Genomic DNA, 18,819 nt, shown 5'->3' with positions numbered 1-18,819 from the left:
CTTCCCGCAGACCATTCAACCGCACTTCAAGTGCTTCTTTCATCAGCCGATTCAGCCGGACCTTCAGGAGCAGCGCGATGCCCGTGACCCGCATTCCGATCATCGATCTCGCCGGCGTTCGCGCGGGCGACCCGCAGGCTTTGCAGCGCGTGGCGCAGGAAATCCGTGAAGCGTGCACCACGATCGGCTTCTTCTACATCGTCAATCATGGCGTGCCGCAAGCGTCGATCGATGCCGCCGAGCAGGCCGCGCGCCGCTTCTTCGCGTTTCCTGTGGAGACCAAGCGGCGCGCGGCGGTCAATCAGCGGCATCGCGGTTTCAATGCGCTCGGCGACGCGACCATGTATCAGGCCAAACGTCCCGACTACAAGGAGTTCTTCAGCATCGGCCTCGAATTGCCGGAGGACGACCCCGACGTGCTGGCCGGCCAGGCGCTGCGCGGGCCGAACAACTGGCCGGACTTCATGCCGGAGTTGCGTCCCGCGCTGTATGGCTACTATGAGGCGGTCGCGGCATGCGGCGCCGATCTGCTGCGCGCGGTGGCGGTGAGCCTCGGCGTCGATGAACAATTCTTCGCGCCGCGTTACACGAAGCGGATGCAGCGCACGCAGATGGTCTACTATCCGCCGCAGCCGCCCCAATCGGACGACGATCAGTTCGGCGTCGCGCCGCATACCGATTACGGCTGCATCACGCTGCTGTGGCAGGATCAGGTGGGCGGCCTGCAGGTACGCGAAATCGCCAACGATACGTGGGTGGATGCGCCGCCGGTCGACGGCAGCTTCGTGGTCAACGTCGGCGATCTGCTCGCGCGCTGGACCAACGACCGCTTCCGCTCAACGTTGCACCGTGTGATCAATGCATCGGGACGCGAGCGTTATTCGATCGCGACGTTCTATGATCCGACTTACGGCGCGCTCGTCGATCCGCGCGATCTCGGCACGAGCGATGCCGATCTCAAGTATCAGCCGGTCGCCGCGGGCGACTATATTCTCGGGCGTATCAACGACTCGATGGGTTATCGGAAGAAACACGCCGTTGAAGGCGCGCAAGGAAACACTGAATGACAGACAACACGACGGCGAATCACGCAGCGCCGCTTTCCTCGACACTCGACGCGCTACGCGCGGCGCTCGGTGAAGACAGCGTACGGGTGGGCGAGCAGATCGGCGAACGCGCCATGACCGACTGGACGCGTCACGACCCGACGCGACCCGCCGCCTTGCTCCTGCCGCGCACCACGGAGCAAGTGTCGCGGGCGCTCGCCATTTGCCACGCGGCGCATCAACCGGTGGTGCCGCAGGGCGGCATGACGGGTCTTGCGGGCGGCGCGATCGCGCGGGCCACGGATATTGCCTTGTCGCTCGAACGGCTGGACGGCGTCGAGGAAGTCGATAGCGCGTCGGCCACGCTGACCGTGCGCGCCGGCACCACGTTGCAAGCCGCGCAGGAAGCCGCCGCCGAAGCCGGCTTCGAACTTGCGCTCGATCTCGGCGCGCGCGGCTCCTGCCAGATCGGCGGCAATCTCGCGACCAACGCGGGCGGCAACCGGGTGATCCAGTCGGGCACCGCGCGCGACCAGGTGCTCGGTCTCGAGGTGGTGCTGGCCAATGGCGACGTGCTCACGTCGCTCGGCAAGATGGTCAAGAACAACACCGGTTATGACCTGAAGCATTGGTTCATCGGCTCGGAGGGCACGCTCGGCGTGATCACGCGCGCGGTGCTGCGACTGCATCCGCAGCGCGCCGCGCGCCATACAGCGCTGGTCGCGCTCGAGGGCTACGACGCCTCCGTGAGCCTGCTGCGCCGTTTGACCACGCGCTTCGGCAACGATATCGGCGCGTTCGAAATCATGTGGCCGGACTTCTACGACTTCGGCGTGAAGCTGACCGGCACGCGCTCGCCGTTCGCCGACGCGCATCCGCTCTATGCACTGATCGAACACGCGAGTTTCGATGCGGCCGACGACGGCGAACGTTTCTCCGCCGCGCTGACCGAAGCTCTCGACGCGGGCGCGATCCGCGACGCGGTGATCGCGCAGTCGGTCGCCGACGTGCGCGCGCTGTGGGCGATTCGCGAATGCACCGCGGAGTTTCCGGTGCGGCTCGACGCGATCAACTTCGACGTGAGCCTGCCGATCGGCGAGATCGGCGTCTTCGTGGACCGCTGCCGCGCGGCGCTCGATCAATGTTGGCCGGGCAACGCGTCGTATTTCTTCGGGCATATCGGCGACTCGAATCTGCATGTCACCGTGGACGGCCATTCGATTCCCGGCGTCGATCATCATGCCGTTTACGCGTTTGTCTATGACATGCTCGGGCCGTTGCATGGTTCGGTGTCGGCGGAACATGGCATTGGTTTGCTCAAGCGCGAGTTCTTGCCGATCTCACGCTCGCCGGCGGAGTTGGCGGCGATGGCCGCAATCAAGCACGCGCTGGACCCGCACGGTATTCTGAATCCGGGCAAGCTGTTTTGAGTGCGCCGTGCCGGCACGCTGCGGCGTGCCGGCATGCGTCGCGTTGCAAGCTTCAATGCGTGGCGACGGAATCGAGTCCGGTCGATTTGACCGCGGCTTGTGCGTTCGGGGAGGCGAGATAGTCGAGCAGCGCTTTCGCTTCTTCCGGATGCTGTGCGCCGACCGGAATCCCCGCGGCATAGCGCGTGACCGATTGCACCGACTCCGGAATCTTGCCGACGAAAGTAGCGCCCGCGACCGGCAGCAATTCACTGACCTGCTGGAATCCCACTTCGTAATCGCCATTGGCAACGACCGACGCGACCGGGATCTTCGGCACCATCTTCGCCTTGCCCTTCACCTGATTTTCAATGCCGAGCCGCTTGAAGAGCTCGCGTTCGATATAGACGCCGCTGGCGCTGTCCGAGTAAGCGATGGACTTCGCGTGCAGCAACGTCTCTTTCAGCGAATCGACCGAGCTGATGTCCGGCTTCGGCGCTCCGTCGCGCACGGCCACGCCGATGCGCGAGTCCGCGAGTTCGACGCGCGAGCCGGGAATCACCTTGCCTTGCTTGATCAGATCATCGAGGGCGTAGCCGACCATGATGACCACGTCCGCGTGTTCGCCGCGTTCGAGGCGATTTGGAATGGCTTCCTGCGATTGACCCATCGACGGTCCGAGTATGGTGTCGAGCGTATTGCCCGTCGACGCAGTGAACTTGGGGCCGAGCAGTTTATAGGCGGCGGTGAAGCCGCCCGAACTCATGACGTGAAGCTCCGCCGCCTGCACTTGCGAGGCGGCAACCGTGCTGCTCAGCAACCCGGTGGTCAACACGGACAGAAGGAAGGTTTTCATTGGCGTAGGCATGGAGGTCTAATGTGCACGATGGCGTGCGGGTGTTAGACCATACATGAATGAGAGGCAAAGGAGAACCTGCGCGATACTGTTGAAAGCCGACGTGTGAGCCAAGTGAAAGGAAGGCGCGCGAGGCTCTCTCGCGCGCCTTTCAGGTACCGACGACGTGCCTCCTCAATGCGCGTTCAGATACTTCACGATCACTGGATAGACATCCACGGCGGCATTCTTCCCGAAGATACAATCGATGTGCCCGTAGCCGGGAATAATGGTCCGCTCATAAGGTTGCTCAGGGAAGTGCTTGACCAGCATGTCGTACGTGAGCTGCGTGCTGATCGGCCGATAGGTTTCATTTTTATCGCCATGGATGAACCCGATCGGCCGGCGCATGCCCTCCAATCCTTTCATCCCGTCCGCGCCCGTCAGATAGACATCCTTGCCGGCGGCATCGACCACTTTGCCTGCCCGCACCATCGCGGCCAGATGCTTGAATACGCCGACGTCGTGCACACCGAGCAATTCCTGCAGATTCGCATGCAACGTCTCGTTCAACTGCTCGTGTTCGTAGAGCAGGCCGTACAGGAAAGTCGCGCGGTGGCAGATCGGATTGCCGCAACCCTCTTTGTGATTGAGCGGGTAGAACTTGAGCGCTTCATCGAGCAGGTTCTGCGGCCATGACTTGTGTTCCGTATAGGCGGTCACGTCGAGCACGCCGAGATGTTCCATGATGTCGGGAACATGCAGGCCGGCCTTGATCTTCTCCAGCGTGCCCGGCACCGGATGCGCCGACACCTGCGAGATGACTACCGAGCGCACGCCCTCGAGTCCGTACAGCAGCGACATGCTCAGCGCCACGCCGCCCATGCAGTGCCCGAGCGCCTGAATCTCAGGCGCGCCGGTCAACTCGCGGATTTTGGCGACCGCGCACGGAATGTCCTCGCGCGCCACCTTGTCGACGTCGGCCGGGACGAACACGCTCGGCATTTCGATGCTGACGCGCAGGTCGACGAGCCACACGTCGTAGCCGGCCGCGTAAAGATATTCGACCATGTTGGTCGCGATCAGATCGGTAGAGTAGATGCGGCTCGACACGCCCGAACCGTGAATCAGCAGCACCGGGCGCGCCGCCTTGCGCGCCGGGTCGTGGTAGCGGGTGAGCCTGAGCTTCGTGCCATCGGGGGTATCGAAGAAGACGATTTGCGGCGCCGGCGCGCGCAACGCACGCTTCAGGCGCGGTTCGGCTTTCGGGTCGTAAAACTGCAGGGGCGCGGCCACGCCGCCGTATTCGGTGAACAGCACGCCCGCAAAAAACTTGCCGAACTTCAGAGTCCATTCGAGACGCGTCTTGAGATCGGGCGCGTGGGTGACTTCGAGCGTGCGTTGCTGCTTGAGGAAATTCTCGGGCGTGATGATCAGGGTCGCCTTGCCGAGCAGCGGCGCATCGGCTTGTGCCGACTCGCGAACCTCCGCAAAGAGCGTGTTGGTCTGTTCCCACAGATTGATCGGCGAAGTACGCGTGATGATCTTTTGGCCGCTCAGGTAGTACGTCTTGCCTTCGGTGGAATTGAGCGTCATGCGGTAATTCATGTTGCGCTCGTCCACGTCCGACTCGTTGACCACGAACAGATTGAAGGTGCCGTTGGAGATTGTCATCGGCTGCGCGGAGAGCGCGGAGCAGGTCAGCGTGCCGGCCGTTTGCGCCAGATGCTGCGGATTGCTGATCATGTCGGCGAGGTCTTCCGACTCGACGGTCAACGTGAACTTCATCGGGCTCGTGGCCGCTGCGCCCGCCACGACCGGCGTGTAGGTGCCGATCATCGTTTCGGTGAAGTGCAGACCGATCTTCTGCGGCGAGGATGGCGTCAACGACGAGGAGGCCTGCTCGGGCGTTGGCGGAGGCGGCAAGCTCGGCGCGGCGGCGCGGCCATCGGCCGGTCCGCTGCTTCCAGGGGGCGTGACAGCTGCGCCTTCAGCCGGCGCCGCGTTCAGCGGATGCGTGGCCACCAGCAACTCGCAATTGCGTTCGGCCAGCGCGGAAATCGTCAGGAGCGGATTGACGCCGAGCGACATCGGCATGACGGCGCCGTCCATCACATACAGACCCTCGTGCACCGCGTTGCCTGTAGCACCGCTGAACACGCGGCCCATGTGGTCGACCACGCCGTGCTCGGCGTCCTCGGCCATGCCGCAGCCGCCGAGCGGATGCACGGTGACGGTGCGGTTTTTCAGAATGTCGGTGGATATCGGATTGCGCAGGTATTTGCCGCCGATCGGCACGGTTGCCTGCTTGAGCACCTCTTCGATCGCCTGGAAGATCGGCTGCTTGCCGGCTTTCTCCCACACGATACGCGGCTGGCCTTTGTCGTCCACGTCGATCTCGCCGTTTTCGTCGTCGTGCGCCATGACGAGGTAGCTTTGCGTGTGATGAAGCGCGCCGTGATACGGGCCGCGCAGAAAGCTCGTGGCCACGCGGGCGTCGTAAGCCAGTTGTTCCTCGAAAGAACGCGGCGCGACATCCACGCCCTCGATCGGCGCAACAGCGCCGAGCATGCCGACCAGCGCCGCGCCCACCGGTCCGGCGAGCGAGCCTTCTTCGATCACGTAGCCGTCTCTGACGTTGCCGGTGCTGCGATGATCGATGAGGCCGGTAATGGTCGGCCCGACTGGCGGAATCTCGCCCTTCTCGTGAGCGCCCCAGCCGACCCCGTTGATCACCGGCTCGGTGTTGTAGGCGAAGGCGAGCACGTCGCCATTGCCGGTGAAGTGTTTGCCGAGCATGCCGGAAACGCTCAAGCCCTGCTTGCGCGAGCGCAACAGCAGCGCGGTCGAGCCGATCGTGCCGGCCGACACGATCACGATATCGGCGCTCACGAACAGATCGGGCGCGCCATAGCTTTCGCGACCGAGACTCACGAGCTGGTAGCCCACGATCCATTTCCGCGTGGCCGCGTCGCGCAGCACCGAATGGACGGCGGCGCCCGTGAAAATCTGCGCGCCGTGCGCGACGGCGTCGGGCAGATAGTTCATGTGCGTCGAATTCTTCGCGTCGTAATTGCAGCCGGAGTTGCAGTCGCCGCAGCCAACGCAAGCCTTCTGCTCGACGCCCGCGGCATTCGTGCGATCCTCGAAGGTGACGGTGATGTCCGGACGCGAGAACTGGTCTTTCATGCCGAGCGCCTGCGCCGACAGTTCGAGCGCCTGCAGTTTCGGCAGCGTCGGATAGCTGTCGGGCACCGGCGACGGCTGCAGCATCGCACGAGCGAGTGCATAGCCCTTGTCGCGCCCCGCCTTGTCGGCGCGCAACGCGGCCGGCCAGCGTTCGTCGTCCCACAGGCGCGGGTCGGCTTCGAGCGCGACGTTCGCGTTGATCAGCGAGGTGCCGCCGAGACCGCAGCCGACTACCGCGTTGACGTCCTTGTTCACGTGCACTTCGAGCAACGCCAGCGGCGAGCCGATGTGGAGCTCCCCCGTGTTGTATTGCACCTGTTCGGCGCCCTGAAACGGCGTGCGCGGAAATTCGCCGGCCATGAATTCGCGCCCACGTTCGAGCACGCACACGCGGCGCCCGGAACGCGCCATGCGGCTCGCGGCAATCGCGCCGCCGTAGCCGGAACCCACCACGACCACGTCGTAGTGGGATTGGATTGCAGTCACGGCGCTCGATAAGCGGTTCATCACGACCACCTCGTCTGGAATGGAATGCGGGGAAGGACAAACAGGACTTCGCAAGCAAGACGGCGTGCGGCGACAGCTTTTTTATCCTAGGCGGTGCGCGCTCACAAAAAAAGGCGCATCGTAGGTGGCGCGCGGCGCCGCTGTGCCGCGTCCGCGGCGTTGTGAGCAGGTGCCGAGGGCTGGAGGGCGCCTGGCCGCCGGCTATTAGGCGGCCGCTTCATCCATTTCGCTGTCGCTCGATTCGGCGGCGAGCAGGTTCAGCGCGAGCAGAATCGCCGGGCGATTGTCGACCTCGATCTCGATGCCGAGCACGTCCGTGAGCCAGCGGCCGATCTTGGTATTGGAAAAATCCTCAGCGCCGGCCGTCTTCTTCATGGTGACGCCGAGCTTGACGGCGCGATAGTGATACGAGGGCACACGATGCTGCGCTGCGACTGCCGACAGACCGCCTTTACCTTCGGAGCACCAGCCGAGACTGCCGGCCAGCACGATACGCTCCGGTTCGTCGAGGCTTTCGATAAAGGCGCGCGCCGAGAGCCGCACGCGCTGTTCGTCGAGGCCGTATTGCAGCAGCACGCTTTCCACCGGGTCTTCCAGCGCTTGCGCGTGCAGATCGATTTCCTGCGCCATGCCGTCGTTTTCCATCGATACGTTGCGCTGATGGCCGGCGCTGCGCAGGCAGTCGATCAGATAGCGGCGGAAGTACGCGCACAGTGCGTAGCCGTTGGACGGCGCGCTGTCGGCGCAAGCGTGGGTTTCCGTATGGCCGGGTGCGAGACGCAGCACCTTCGCGTAGATGAACTGGGCGACCAGTTCTTCCTTGTCCTCGCCGAGCGCCTGCAGCTCGAGCGGATGATAGGTTCGCAAAGCCCGCTTGACCAGTTCGACCATCGACACCATTTCGTCGCCGGACAACCGGGTACGCCGGCGCCACAAATCCGGCAGGATGGCATCGTCGAGATTGCGGACGAACTCGTGGCTCGGAACTGCGCCCATGAAAACCTCCATAAGGGGGGAAGGCCAAGGAGCGCGGGTGAGCCTGAACTGCAGGCGGGGTGTGGATGCTGAAGCGTTAAGGCCGCGCTGGAACGTGAAGGCAGTATGGTTTCCGGCGGCGGCTTCGCCTATATGGATTAAGTGGTAGCTGATGGGTAAACTGCCGGGTAAACCGTCCGACAAAGTGCATCTTATTCGTCTGAAGAGAAACGGGCTGCACTGCAATATTGCATCGCACTGCGGCTACGCAGTTGCATCGCAGACTTGGAGCCACGCCGTATCCGATGTGTCCGATGCGGTTTGCGCCGCTTGCGTCGACGCGCTTCCGATCCACACAACCGACTTGCCGTGTCCAAGGAGACCGCGCGATGCGGGCCGACCCGATCCAGCGTGCCATCGACGAAGACCTGGTGCGCGTGTTGTACGCGCAAGATCCGATCGCTTTCTTTTCGCACTGGTTTTCAATCGCGGTGCTGGTGGCGCTCTACTGGTCGAGGATACCGTCGCCGCCGCTGTTCATCGCGTGCTTCGGTTTCTATGCCGCGGCCAATTGCGGCAGCCTCGCGCTGTGGATCTGCAACCGCCGTTACCCGCAGCTCGTCTCGCCGCGCGGCTGGATCATTCTGCACGCGGTGCGCGGCATGCTGCTTTACAGCGCGCCGGGCATTGCCGTGTGGTTCGCGTTCCAAAGTCCGCAAACCGATTTGCCGCTGCTGCACACGGTCTTGCTCGTCACGCTGGCCGCCGGCGTGTTCATGTCGAACGGTTTCGACCTGCTGAATTTCTCGACTTCGATTCCATTTCTGCTGTTTCCGTCGATCGTCATGCATTTCGGCACGCATACGTTCGACCGCACGATTCTCGCCATCGTCCTCGCGTTTTTCTTCTGCGCGATTAACGTCTACGCGTTGAGTTATCGCAAGCTGTTCCAGCAGGTCGTGCAGGCACGCGTCGATCAGCAATATCTGGCGGAGTCGCTGGCCGCGCAAAAGTGCGTGGCCGAAGAGGCGAGCCTTGCGAAGACGCGCTTTTTCGCGGCCGCCAGTCATGACTTGCGTCAGCCGTTGCATGCGATCGGCCTGCTCGCGGCCTCGCTGAACGACACGGCGGCGACGCCCGTGCAGCATGCAAAGACCGCCGAACACATCGTCTACAACGTCGAGGCGCTGAACCAGTTGTTCAACCAGGTGCTCGATCTGGCGCGGCTCGAAAGCGGCGTGACTCAGGTGATCCGGCTGCATTTCCGGCTCTCCGAACTGTTCGAGCGGGTCGGCAGCCAGTATCGTCCGCAGGCGGCCGCCAAAGGGCTGGCGCTGCGCATCGCGCCGACCGCGATGGTCGTGCACGACGATCCGGTGCTGCTCGAGCGCGTGCTGAGCAATCTGCTGTCGAACGCGGTGCGTTATACCGAAGACGGCGCGATCTGGCTGGGCTTGCGCCGCGCCGGACGGCAGGCGGGCGGCTATATCGAGGTGCGCGACTCGGGCATCGGCATTCCCGTCGAGGAGCACGCGCGCATCTTCGAGGAGTTCTATCAGGTCGCCAATCCGCAACGCGACGCGCGCCAGGGCCACGGCCTCGGCTTGCCGACGGTGAAGCGGCTGGTGGAAATGCTAGGCGGCGAGTTGCAACTGCGCTCGGCGCCGGGCCGCGGTTCGGTGTTCCGCTTTCCGGTGCAGGCGGGCGACCCAGGCGGCGTCGTGGCGAGCCTGAACGAAGCGGTGGCCGGCGGGCCGTCGGCGCAAGGGCGGCGCGTGCTGTGCATCGACGACGATCCGTCGATTCTCGAAGGCCTCGTCAGTCTACTGGGCCGCTGGGGTTGCAGCGTGCTCGGCGCGCGCGACGAGGCCGCGGCGCTCGCGGCGCTCGAAGGCGGCTTCGTGCCCGATGCCGTGCTGTGCGATTACCAGTTGGCGAATCATCGCACCGGCGCGCAGGCGCTCACGGCCATGCGCAATGTGCTCGCGCGCGCGGGGCACGACAATGTGGTGACGCTGCTGATCACGGGCGACATGGCGTCGGCGGAACTGGCGGCGCTCGCCTTGCAGGGGATTCCGGTGCTTCACAAACCGGTCACGCCGGCGCGCTTGCGGCGCACGCTGGAGATGCTGTGGCAGCAGGCCGAACTGGACAAGGGGCGGGCGGCCGCCGCGCGGGAATTGCTCGTGGACCAGGCGGGAAATGAAGTGGGCGACCGGCCGGCGAGCGGAGCGATGCGCGCTGCCGAGGCCGTGCCGCAAGGCGAAGCGAGAATGGAACTGCAGAGTCAGACCCAAAGCACCCAGCCGCAGAGCGCGCCGCAAAAGTAGAGGTGAACCGGCGACGCGAACGCCGCCTGTCATCGATCTCGTGCTACAGGGTTTTCCCCGCTTCCAGCCAGCCGTTGATGACGGCGATTGCCGTCGATCGGTTGTGCACGCCGAGGGCCCGGAAGATCACCGACAGATGCACCTTCACCGTGCCTTCCGCGACGCCCAGGTCGCGCGCGATCATCTTGTTGGTCCAGCCGCGATGCACGAGCCGCATGATGTCCTGTTGACGCGGCGACAGATTCTCCAGCAGATGCTGCTGGTGCGGCTGCAATGCCTGGATCTGCGTGAGAGGTTCCGTGAGTGCGGCGCCGCCCTGGCTGGGCGCGTGCGCGCCGACCGGAGCCGCATGTTGCAGCGACGGATCGGCGGGCGCGTCGGCACGCGCGGGCGCGGCCTGCGCGTCACGCGAGCCCAGCAGGCTGAGCGCTTCCATCGGCACATAGGCGCCGCCTGAGAGCACCAGTTCGATCGCCTTGAGCATGACGCTGGCGGGCTGGCGCTTCGGCACGAAGCCGAGCGCGCCGGCGGCCAGCACCGCGCGCATTTCGTCGGGCGATTCTTCGGCGGAGAGGACGACGAGCGGCAGCGCGGGATTCGCCTTCAACAGCACTTCGAGCGACGAAGCGCCGCTCATGCCCGGCATATGCAGATCGACGATGGCAAGATCGTGATCGGCGTCGGGACGGGCGAGGGTGGCGAGCGTTTCCCAGGTATCGGCTTCGTCGAACTGGGCGTCGGGGTCGAGGCCGCGCAGCATGCCCTTGACGCCTTGCCGGATCAGTTCATGGTCGTCGGCTACAAGAAACTTCATGATGTCTCCGCGAGTCGGGCCTGCCCGATGTGGGCTACCGCCGTTATAGGGTCTCGTTTTACTTCTAGCCTCGTGAATCGCATCATTGCCGCCCACCCCGCGATCATATGCCTGATCGGTGGCGCGGCGCACCTTCCGGCTCGCCGCTTATGTGACCATTTATTCGTCGAGTCGCCGTCTGGTCCGATGCACCGCATGATGCCCAAGGCAGGTCTCCCGCGCATAGGTCCCGGCTTGCTTGGTAGACGAGCCGATCGGCCCTTTTTTGAAGGCTTCCATACAGGATTCCGAAGGTTATGCGCGTCGGATCGAAGGGCGCCGAAGCGGTCTCTATTTGACTGCAAATAACGTCGCATTCATCAGAAGCTTGAATGCGAAACCGAGCGACATCGCCGAGCCCACGCCGAAGCACCACAGCGCGATGAACCACAGCCAGCCCGGCAGTTTGTGCGCCGGCGCGGTCGCTGCGCCGTGAGTCGCGCCGGCGTTCGTCCGCTTAATGATAGTGATGTTGGTCGCCATGACGCACCTTGCCGCGAAATACCCAATAACCCATCGTCGTATAGGCGATGATGATCGGCAGAATCACCGCTGCGCCGGCCAGCGTGAACATCTGGCTGGAACGCGGCGCGGCCGCTTCCCAGAGCGTCATGCTCGACGGAATCGCATACGGCCACAAGCTCACCAGCAACCCCGCGTAGCCGAGCAGCACCAGCAGCAGCGCGAGCACGAACGGCGTGTTGTGGTGCCGCTCACGCACCGCGCGATGCATGAAGAACGCGCAGACCGCCACGAGGAACGGCACCGGCAGCAGACGGTAGAAGAGGCCGTCGTGGAACCAGCGTTGCGCAATGTTCGGATCCTGTAGCGGCGTCCACAGGCTGACCATCGCGATGAAGCCGAGCAGCACGATCGTGAGCGGCCAGACCACGCGATGCAAGCGGCGTTGCAGATCGCCTTCGGTCTTCGCCACCAGCCAGCAGCAGCCGAGCAGCGCATAGGTGACCAGCAGTCCGAGACCCGTGAGCAGGGTGAACGGCGTGAGCCAGCCGAAGGCGTCGCCGGCATACGCGCCGTCGACTACGGGGATGCCTTGCAGGAACGCGCCCAGCGCGATGCCCTGAAAGAACGTCGCGCCCGCCGAGCCGCCGATGAACGCCAGATCCCACAGATGCTTCGTGCGATTGGCCTTGGCGCGAATCTCGAACGACACGCCGCGAAAGATCAGACACACGAGCATGAAGATCAGCGGCAGATACAGCGCGGAGAGCACGGTCGAGTAGACCGCGGGGAACACCGCGAACAGACCGGCGCCGCCGAGCACCAGCCAGGTTTCATTGCCGTCCCACACCGGCGCGACCGTGTTCATCATCAGGTCGCGTTCCTTCTCATCGGGGAAGAACGGGAAGACGATGCCGATGCCCAGATCGAAGCCGTCCAGCACCACATACATGAAAAGGCCCAGCGCGATGATCGCGGCCCACACTACGGTTACGTCCATGTTTTTTCTCTATCGCAGGTAGCTGCTGAAGCAGGGTGGGTTCAGGCGGCGTCGATCATGTGATCGGCGGCGGAGAGCGGGCGGCGCGCGGTCTGGTTCGGCAGATGCTCCGGCGCGCCATGCGGCGTGTGTCCCGGCAGGGCCGGACCCGCGCGCATCAGCTTGAGCATGTAGTAGATGCCGGTGCCGAACACGAGGAAGTACACGGCCACGAAGGTCATCAGCGAGATGCCGACCTGCTGCGTGGTGAGCGGCGACACGGCCTGCGAAGTGCGCAGCACGCCGTACACGACCCACGGCTGACGTCCTGCTTCGGTGGTGACCCAGCCGGCCAGCAGCGTGATGAAGCCCGTCGGCCCCATCGCCACGGCGACGCGTTGGAACCACTTCGATTCGAACAGGCGTCCACGGCGGCGCAGCACCCAGGCGGCCACCGACATCACGATCATCAGCACGCCGAGGCCGGCCATGATGCGGAAGCTCCAGAACACCACCGTCGAGTCCGGCCGGTCTTGCGGCGGGAATTCCTTGAGGCCGCGAATTTCGCCGTCCCAGCTATGCGTGAGGATCAGGCTGCCCAGGTGCGGAATCGACACGGCGTAGCGCGTGGTTTCCGCCTGCATGTCGGGAATGCCAAACAGGTTCAGCGCGGTGCCGCCTTTTTCGGTGTCCCACAGACCCTCGATCGCTGCGATCTTGGCGGGCTGATATTCGCGCGTGTTCAAACCATGCTGATCGCCGACGAACGCCTGGATCGGCGTGAGGATCAGGAGCAGCCAGAGTGCCATGGAGAACATCTTCTTGACGGCCGGATCGCGCCGTCCGCGCAGCAGATGCCACGCGCCCACCGCCGACACCACCAGCGCCCCGACGATGAAGGCCGCGAGCGCCATATGCGCGAGCCGGTACGGGAACGACGGGTTGAACACGATCTTGAACCAGTCGAGCGGCACCACGTGGCCGTTGACGACTTCGAAGCCTTGTGGCGTTTGCATCCAGCTATTGGACGCGAGAATCCAGAAGGTCGAAATCAGCGTGCCGATCGCCACCATCAGCGTGGCGCCGAAGTGGGCGCGCGGACTCACGCGCTGCCAGCCGAACAGCATGATGCCGAGGAAGCCCGCTTCGAGGAAAAACGCGGTCATCACTTCGTACATCAACAGCGGGCCTGTGACGGGGCCGGCGAAACTGGAGAAGCCCGACCAGTTGGTGCCGAACTGATAGCTCATCACGACGCCGGAGACGACGCCCATGCCGAAGGCCACTGCAAAGATCTTTGACCAGAACAGACAAAGGTCTTTGTAGTACGCCTTGCGGGTTTTTAGCCAGCGCCATTCGAGGACGGCGATGAAGCTGGCGAGGCCGATGCTGAGCGCCGGAAAAACGATATGGAACGAGACGGTGAACGCAAACTGAATGCGGGCGAGATCGAAGGCCGATAGAGCGGAGTTCATGAGCAAGAGTGCGTGATGCCCGCGCGGGCGGGCTACGCGCGTCGACCGTTGTCGGTGCGCACTGCCCCGAGGGCAGATGGCGCAGAGAGTAGAGGATGACTGAAATTTTTGCTGCGACGAGCCGTGCGTCAAAAAACCGCCTTGTTTTGCGTCGATTTTCGTTTTTGAGACGGCAAGCCATTGATGGGTATCAAGTTTTCCTGATTGCCTTGGTGCGTGCGATGTGCGCGTTTTCAGCACCGCTGCGGCAATCGACCGCGCTGCAGCAGCGTCGCCGGGGCGGGTTCGAGCGTCGTCGATTCGCTCGGCAAGACGATGTTCGGCAATTGGGACCGGCCCGTCATCAACCGACAATCACCCCATTCAATCCGACTTTCCATGTACCCGGCGGCTAGCCAATGGGCTCGTTTGCTCCTACCATGCAGGCAGCCAAACGGCGGCGTTTTTCAGAAGAGCGCATGCTACTTGCGCGTGCACGCCGTGTAGCCATTCCAGTATTTTTTCCCGTTATTCGCTTCGAATAGTCATAGCCGACGTACCGGCTGAAACAGCCCGGGTGCGTCGCGAATCCGTCATCAACGTGTGGTGCAAGGCATGCCGTGCCTGAATGGGCGTCCTGTCGCGTGCCGCGCGAATGGTTCGAGAGGGCACGCTTCATCCACCTGCCGGGGACGGCAGACTTCATCCACAAGGAGTCAGAAGATGAGCACGATCAAGACGAAAGACGGCACGCAAATTTTCTACAAGGACTGGGGCAAGGGCCTCCCGGTCGTCTTTTCGCATGGCTGGCCGTTGAGCGCGGACGCTTGGGACGCGCAGATGCTGTTTCTCGGCAGCAAAGGCTTTCGCGTGATCGCACATGGCCGGCGCGGGCATGGCCGGTCGGAGCAGACGTGGGACGGCAACGACATGGATACCTACGCCGACGATCTCGCCGCGCTGATCGAACAACTCGACCTGCAGGACGCCATGCTCGTCGGCCATTCGACGGGCGGCGGGGAAGTCGCGCATTACATCGGCCGGCATGGCACGCAACGCGTGGCGAAGGCCGTGCTGATCGGCGCGGTGCCGCCGTTGATGCTGAAGACCGGGAGCAATCCCGCCGGCACCCCGATCGACGTGTTCGACGGCATCCGCAAGGGCGTGGAAGACGATCGTTCGCAGTTCTTCAAGGATCTGGCGCTGCCGTTTTACGGCTACAACCGCCCGGGCGCGAAGGTGTCGCAAGGCGTGATCGATTCGTTCTGGGTTCAGGGCATGGCCGGCTCGATCAAGGGACTCTACGACTGCATCAAGCAGTTCTCCGAAGTCGACTACACGGAAGACCTGAAGAAGATTGACGTGCCGACTCTGGTGCTGCACGGCGACGACGACCAGATCGTGCCGATCGACGCGGCCGGCCGCCTGACCGCGAAGATCGTGAAGAACGCCACGCTCAAGGTCTATCCGGGCGGCCAACACGGCATGTGCACCGTCGAGGCCGCCAAGGTGAACGGCGACTTGCTGGAATTCATCGGCTCGTAATGCGGAGCTGCGGTGATGTGTATTGATGTCGCGAGTGCGGTGGGCTGCGGGTAAGCAAGCGCGCCCGCGTGCACTCGAACCCGAACCGCGGGCCGTGGTCGTTCACGCGCCCGCGTTTCAAACCGCTCAGGCGGTTGGCCAGCCGACGCGCGCCGCTCGTCGCAATGACGAGCGCACCACTAGCCGGTGGAACGGCGCGATCGCGAGAATATAGAAACGGCCGAGTCGATTGTGGCAATGCACGACCGTGGACAGGATCAGATAGCGCGAGCGGTCTTCGCGCGTGCCGCGGGTTTGCTGCAGCACTGAGACGCGGAAGTCGAGATGGCGGTCGTTTTCGCCGAGGATGATCTCGTGCGCGCTACGCGTGTAGATCCTGAAGATGTCGATGCGCTCTCTTGCGGCGGCGGGATCCTTGACGCTGCGCAATTGCGTCGCGGTCTTCAGGCCGAAACGGGCGACGATCGCATCGCGCACGCCCATCAGCCTGGCGACCCAGGCCGCCTGACGCGCGAACACGAAGCGCGCCAGCAGTTCCGGATCGTCGATGGCGTTCTCGGGCAGGCGGACCGCGTATGCGTCGGCCAGGTCCGGCGCGTCGTACAAACGGGTGACGCCCGACTCAGCCGGCAGAGCGACGGATTGCACGGAACGGTGGGCAATGAGCATGGTGGCGTACGACGCTAGAAATTGAATCGAAGACGGCGCTGAGCCGGGTCATGGCGGCAGTTCCGCTTACGCGTGAGCGCATCAAGTCTACCCGCTTGTGTGCGTCTGAGCGGAGCCGCCGAGGCGACTTTTCGGCTCTCGGGTTTCGGCAGAAACGTGCTTTTGAAGTTATACGATGTCACATAAATACACGCGGCGTATTTGCTTGTTTATTAAAGAAAATCCGATTGATGACACTTGAAGATAAGGGTAAGTGCCTAATTGAAATCTGGTCTGGCATCGTTGATAGTACGTTATCGTACAACCATCGCTGAATCGGCACGCGCAGTGCCCTTTATGCCGCGAAGCGAATGCTGTACTTGAGTTCGATCGCGCGCAGCGCAGTAAAGGAACCTCATGAAGAAAATTGCTCTCAGTGGAGCCGGCGGCCAGCTAGGCTCGGTGGTACGCGCTGCGTTGATCGCGCGCGGCACGCCGTTGCGTTCGGCGGCGGGCTCGAAGGCTCTCGTGCCGCTCGTGGAAGGCGAGGACGTGATGCACGGCGACTTGCGCGATCCCGCGGTCGTGGATCGTTTGCTGGAAGGTGTCGACGTCCTGATCCATTTCGCGGGAACGAGCGTGGAGCGTCCGCTGCCCGAGATCATCGAAAACAATCTGCGCGGGCTGGTCGAGGTGTACGAGGGCGCGCGCCGGCACGGCGTGAAGCGCATCGTGTTCGCGAGCTCGAATCACGCAATTGGCATGTATCCGGTCACCGAGCATCTCAGTCTCGACTGCGAACTGCGCCCGGACGGTTTCTACGGCCTGAGCAAGGTGTGGGGCGAGGCGTTGGCAAGAATGTACTGGGACAAGCACGGCATCGAGAGCGTTTGCGTGCGCATCGGCAGTTGCCTCGAGCGGCCGACCGAGCCCCGGCACCTGAGCACCTGGTTCGGTCATCGCGATCTGCTGCATTTTCTCGACCGCTGTGTCGAAGCGGAGAACGTGGGCTTCCTGACCATCTGGGGCGTCTCGGCCAATACGCGCAGCTGGTGGGACAACAGCGGCGCCGAACGTCTGGGCTATCAGCCGACGCAGGATGCCGAGGTCTACGCCGAAGAAATTCTCGCGCGGCCGAATCCGCTCGACGCACTGGGCCAGCGCTTCCAGGGCGGCGGCTTCGTGGGTATCGATTATTCGCGCGATGATGCCACGCCGGACGGCTCGGCCGCTTCCGCTACGCGGCCTGTTTGAGCCGTTCAGGATTACGAGGAGACGCAGCAATGAAAATCAAGGGCATCCGCTGGTGGATGGTCAGTCTGGTCGCGGCCGGGCTCATTATCAATTACCTCGCGCGCAATACGCTGTCAGTCGCGGCGCCGACGTTGATGAAAGACCTCCACATCACCACGGAGCAGTATTCGCACGTGGTTGTGGCGTGGCAGCTTTGCTATGCATTCATGCAGCCGGTCGCGGGCTTCCTGCTCGATACGGTCGGCACCAAGATCGGCTTTGCGGCGTTCGCGCTCGCCTGGTCGCTGGCGTGCGCCGCGGCGGCGTGGTCGACGGGCTGGCGCAGCCTCGCGTTCTTCCGTGGTCTGCTCGGCATTGCCGAGGCGGCCGGCATCCCGGCCGGCGTCAAGGCGACGAGCGAGTGGTTCCCCGCCAAGGAGCGTTCGGTGGCGATCGGCTGGTTCAACATCGGTTCGTCGATCGGCGCGTTGCTGGCGCCGCCGCTGGTGGTCTGGGCGTTGTTGCGCGGCGAGTGGCAATTGGCATTCGTGATCGTCGGCGTGGCGGGGATCGTCTGGAGCGTGCTGTGGATGGTGCTCTACAAGCATCCGCGCAATCAGAAGCTGCTGGGCGACGCTGAACGCGACTACATTCTCAGCGGCCAGGAAGCGAAGCACAGTGACGCCGGCGCCGCCAAGCGCAGCTGGTTCGCCATGCTCGGCAGCCGCGACTTCTGGGCGATCGGCATTCCGCGCATTCTGTCCGAGCCGGCCTGGCAGACCTTCAACGCGTGGATTCCGCTTTACATGATGACCGAGCGTCACATGAACCTGAAGGAAGTCGCGCTGTATGCATGGATGCCGTTCCTGGCCGCCGACATCGGCTGCGTGCTGGGCGGTTATCTCAGTCCGCTGTTTCACAAGTACGCCAAAGTGTCGCTCTTCACGTCGCGCAAGATGGTGTTCGTGGTCGGCGCGCTGTGCATGATCGGACCGGCCTGCGTCGGCCTCGTGGCGAGCCCTTATGTGGCGGTGGCGCTGCTGTGCGTCGGCGGTTTTGCGCATCAGACCCTGTCGGGTGCGCTGTACGCGATCACGTCGGATATGTTCGGCAAGAACGAAGTCGCGACCGCGACCGGCATGGGCGGCATGGCAGGTTATCTGGGCGCGGCGGCGTTCACGGCACTGTTCGGTGTGCTGGTCACGCAGATCGGCTACAGCCCGCTGTTCGTGGTGCTGGCGGTGTTCGACATCATCGCGGCCGCTGTGGTGTGTTTGCTGGCGAAAAGCACCGATAAGATGCCCGAGCCGCGCTGGACGCCGGCGAGCGCGGTGGCCAAGTGAGTTTCGCCAGG

Annotated in this window: 15 protein-coding genes; 7 read left to right on the top strand and 8 right to left on the bottom strand. The window is 63.7% G+C overall.

What is annotated here, in order from left to right; all coding sequences use genetic code 11:
- The first annotated feature begins 77 nt into the window (after positions 1-77).
- Both RI103_RS27540 and RI103_RS27535 read left to right on the top strand, forming a co-directional pair.
- A complete protein-coding gene (locus RI103_RS27540; protein WP_310815650.1) occupies positions 78-1,067 on the top strand; it encodes a 2-oxoglutarate and iron-dependent oxygenase domain-containing protein in 990 nt (329 codons plus the stop codon).
- On the top strand, positions 1,064-2,476 hold the full coding sequence (locus RI103_RS27535) for an FAD-binding oxidoreductase (protein ID WP_310815648.1): 1,413 nt from the start codon (positions 1,064-1,066) through the stop codon (positions 2,474-2,476). Before RI103_RS27540 ends, RI103_RS27535 begins: the two co-directional genes overlap by 4 nt.
- Positions 2,477-2,528: 52 nt before the next feature.
- On the opposite strand, the gene RI103_RS27530 is transcribed toward RI103_RS27535, so the two are convergent.
- From RI103_RS27530 to RI103_RS27520, 3 genes are all read right to left on the bottom strand, one after another.
- Positions 2,529-3,311 (bottom strand): substrate-binding domain-containing protein, encoded by a 783-nt coding sequence (locus RI103_RS27530; RefSeq protein ID WP_310815647.1) that lies wholly within the window; start codon positions 3,309-3,311, stop codon positions 2,529-2,531.
- Between the two features lie 174 nt (positions 3,312-3,485).
- A complete protein-coding gene (locus RI103_RS27525) occupies positions 3,486-6,986 on the bottom strand; it encodes an alpha/beta fold hydrolase (RefSeq protein WP_310815645.1) in 3,501 nt (1,166 codons plus the stop codon).
- A 204-nt stretch (positions 6,987-7,190) separates the two neighbouring features.
- Entirely contained in the window at positions 7,191-7,982 is a 792-nt protein-coding gene (locus RI103_RS27520; RefSeq protein ID WP_310815644.1) for a hypothetical protein, read from the bottom strand.
- A 368-nt stretch (positions 7,983-8,350) separates the two neighbouring features.
- Here RI103_RS27520 and RI103_RS27515 point away from each other — a divergent pair, with 368 nt between their 5' ends.
- On the top strand, positions 8,351-10,291 hold the full coding sequence (locus tag RI103_RS27515; RefSeq protein WP_310815643.1) for a hybrid sensor histidine kinase/response regulator: 1,941 nt from the start codon (positions 8,351-8,353) through the stop codon (positions 10,289-10,291).
- A 43-nt stretch (positions 10,292-10,334) separates the two neighbouring features.
- Here the strand turns inward: RI103_RS27515 and RI103_RS27510 are convergent, their stop codons facing one another.
- From RI103_RS27510 to RI103_RS27495, 4 genes are all read right to left on the bottom strand, one after another.
- The gene (locus RI103_RS27510; RefSeq protein WP_310815641.1) at positions 10,335-11,105 is read right to left on the bottom strand and encodes a response regulator transcription factor; all 771 of its coding nucleotides are present in this window, start codon (positions 11,103-11,105) and stop codon (positions 10,335-10,337) included.
- Positions 11,106-11,435: 330 nt separating this feature from the next.
- Positions 11,436-11,627: a hypothetical protein gene (locus RI103_RS27505; RefSeq protein ID WP_310815640.1), complete on the bottom strand. Its 192-nt coding sequence runs from the start codon at positions 11,625-11,627 to the stop codon at positions 11,436-11,438.
- A complete protein-coding gene (gene cydB / locus RI103_RS27500) occupies positions 11,602-12,606 on the bottom strand; it encodes a cytochrome d ubiquinol oxidase subunit II (protein WP_310815639.1) in 1,005 nt (334 codons plus the stop codon). The genes RI103_RS27505 and cydB overlap by 26 nt, the downstream gene beginning before the upstream one ends.
- A 41-nt stretch (positions 12,607-12,647) precedes the next feature.
- Complete coding sequence (locus tag RI103_RS27495; protein ID WP_310815637.1) at positions 12,648-14,060, bottom strand: cytochrome ubiquinol oxidase subunit I; 1,413 nt, start codon at positions 14,058-14,060, stop codon at positions 12,648-12,650.
- A 95-nt stretch (positions 14,061-14,155) separates the two neighbouring features.
- Between RI103_RS27495 and RI103_RS27490 the strand changes: the two genes are divergently transcribed.
- Together RI103_RS27490 and RI103_RS27485 are read left to right on the top strand one after the other, a co-directional pair.
- On the top strand, positions 14,156-14,455 hold the full coding sequence (locus tag RI103_RS27490; RefSeq protein WP_310815636.1) for a hypothetical protein: 300 nt from the start codon (positions 14,156-14,158) through the stop codon (positions 14,453-14,455).
- Positions 14,456-14,762: 307 nt separating this feature from the next.
- Positions 14,763-15,584, top strand: a complete 822-nt coding sequence (locus RI103_RS27485; RefSeq protein ID WP_310815635.1) for an alpha/beta hydrolase — start codon at positions 14,763-14,765, stop codon at positions 15,582-15,584.
- Between the two features lie 126 nt (positions 15,585-15,710).
- On the opposite strand, the gene RI103_RS27480 is transcribed toward RI103_RS27485, so the two are convergent.
- The gene (locus tag RI103_RS27480; protein ID WP_310815634.1) at positions 15,711-16,253 is read right to left on the bottom strand and encodes a DUF2867 domain-containing protein; all 543 of its coding nucleotides are present in this window, start codon (positions 16,251-16,253) and stop codon (positions 15,711-15,713) included.
- 396 nt (positions 16,254-16,649) lie between these two features.
- Here RI103_RS27480 and RI103_RS27475 point away from each other — a divergent pair, with 396 nt between their 5' ends.
- Entirely contained in the window at positions 16,650-17,486 is an 837-nt protein-coding gene (locus RI103_RS27475; protein ID WP_310815632.1) for an NAD(P)-dependent oxidoreductase, read from the top strand.
- Positions 17,487-17,515: 29 nt separating this feature from the next.
- Positions 17,516-18,808 carry an MFS transporter gene (locus tag RI103_RS27470; protein WP_310815630.1) on the top strand — a complete coding sequence of 431 codons (1,293 nt, stop codon included), beginning with the start codon at positions 17,516-17,518 and terminating at the stop codon, positions 18,806-18,808.
- Positions 18,809-18,819: the final 11 nt, after the last annotated feature.

It is taken from the genome of Paraburkholderia sp. FT54, from assembly GCF_031585635.1.
Lineage (GTDB): Bacteria > Pseudomonadota > Gammaproteobacteria > Burkholderiales > Burkholderiaceae > Paraburkholderia.
This window is presented reverse-complemented; position numbering and strand designations above follow the sequence as displayed.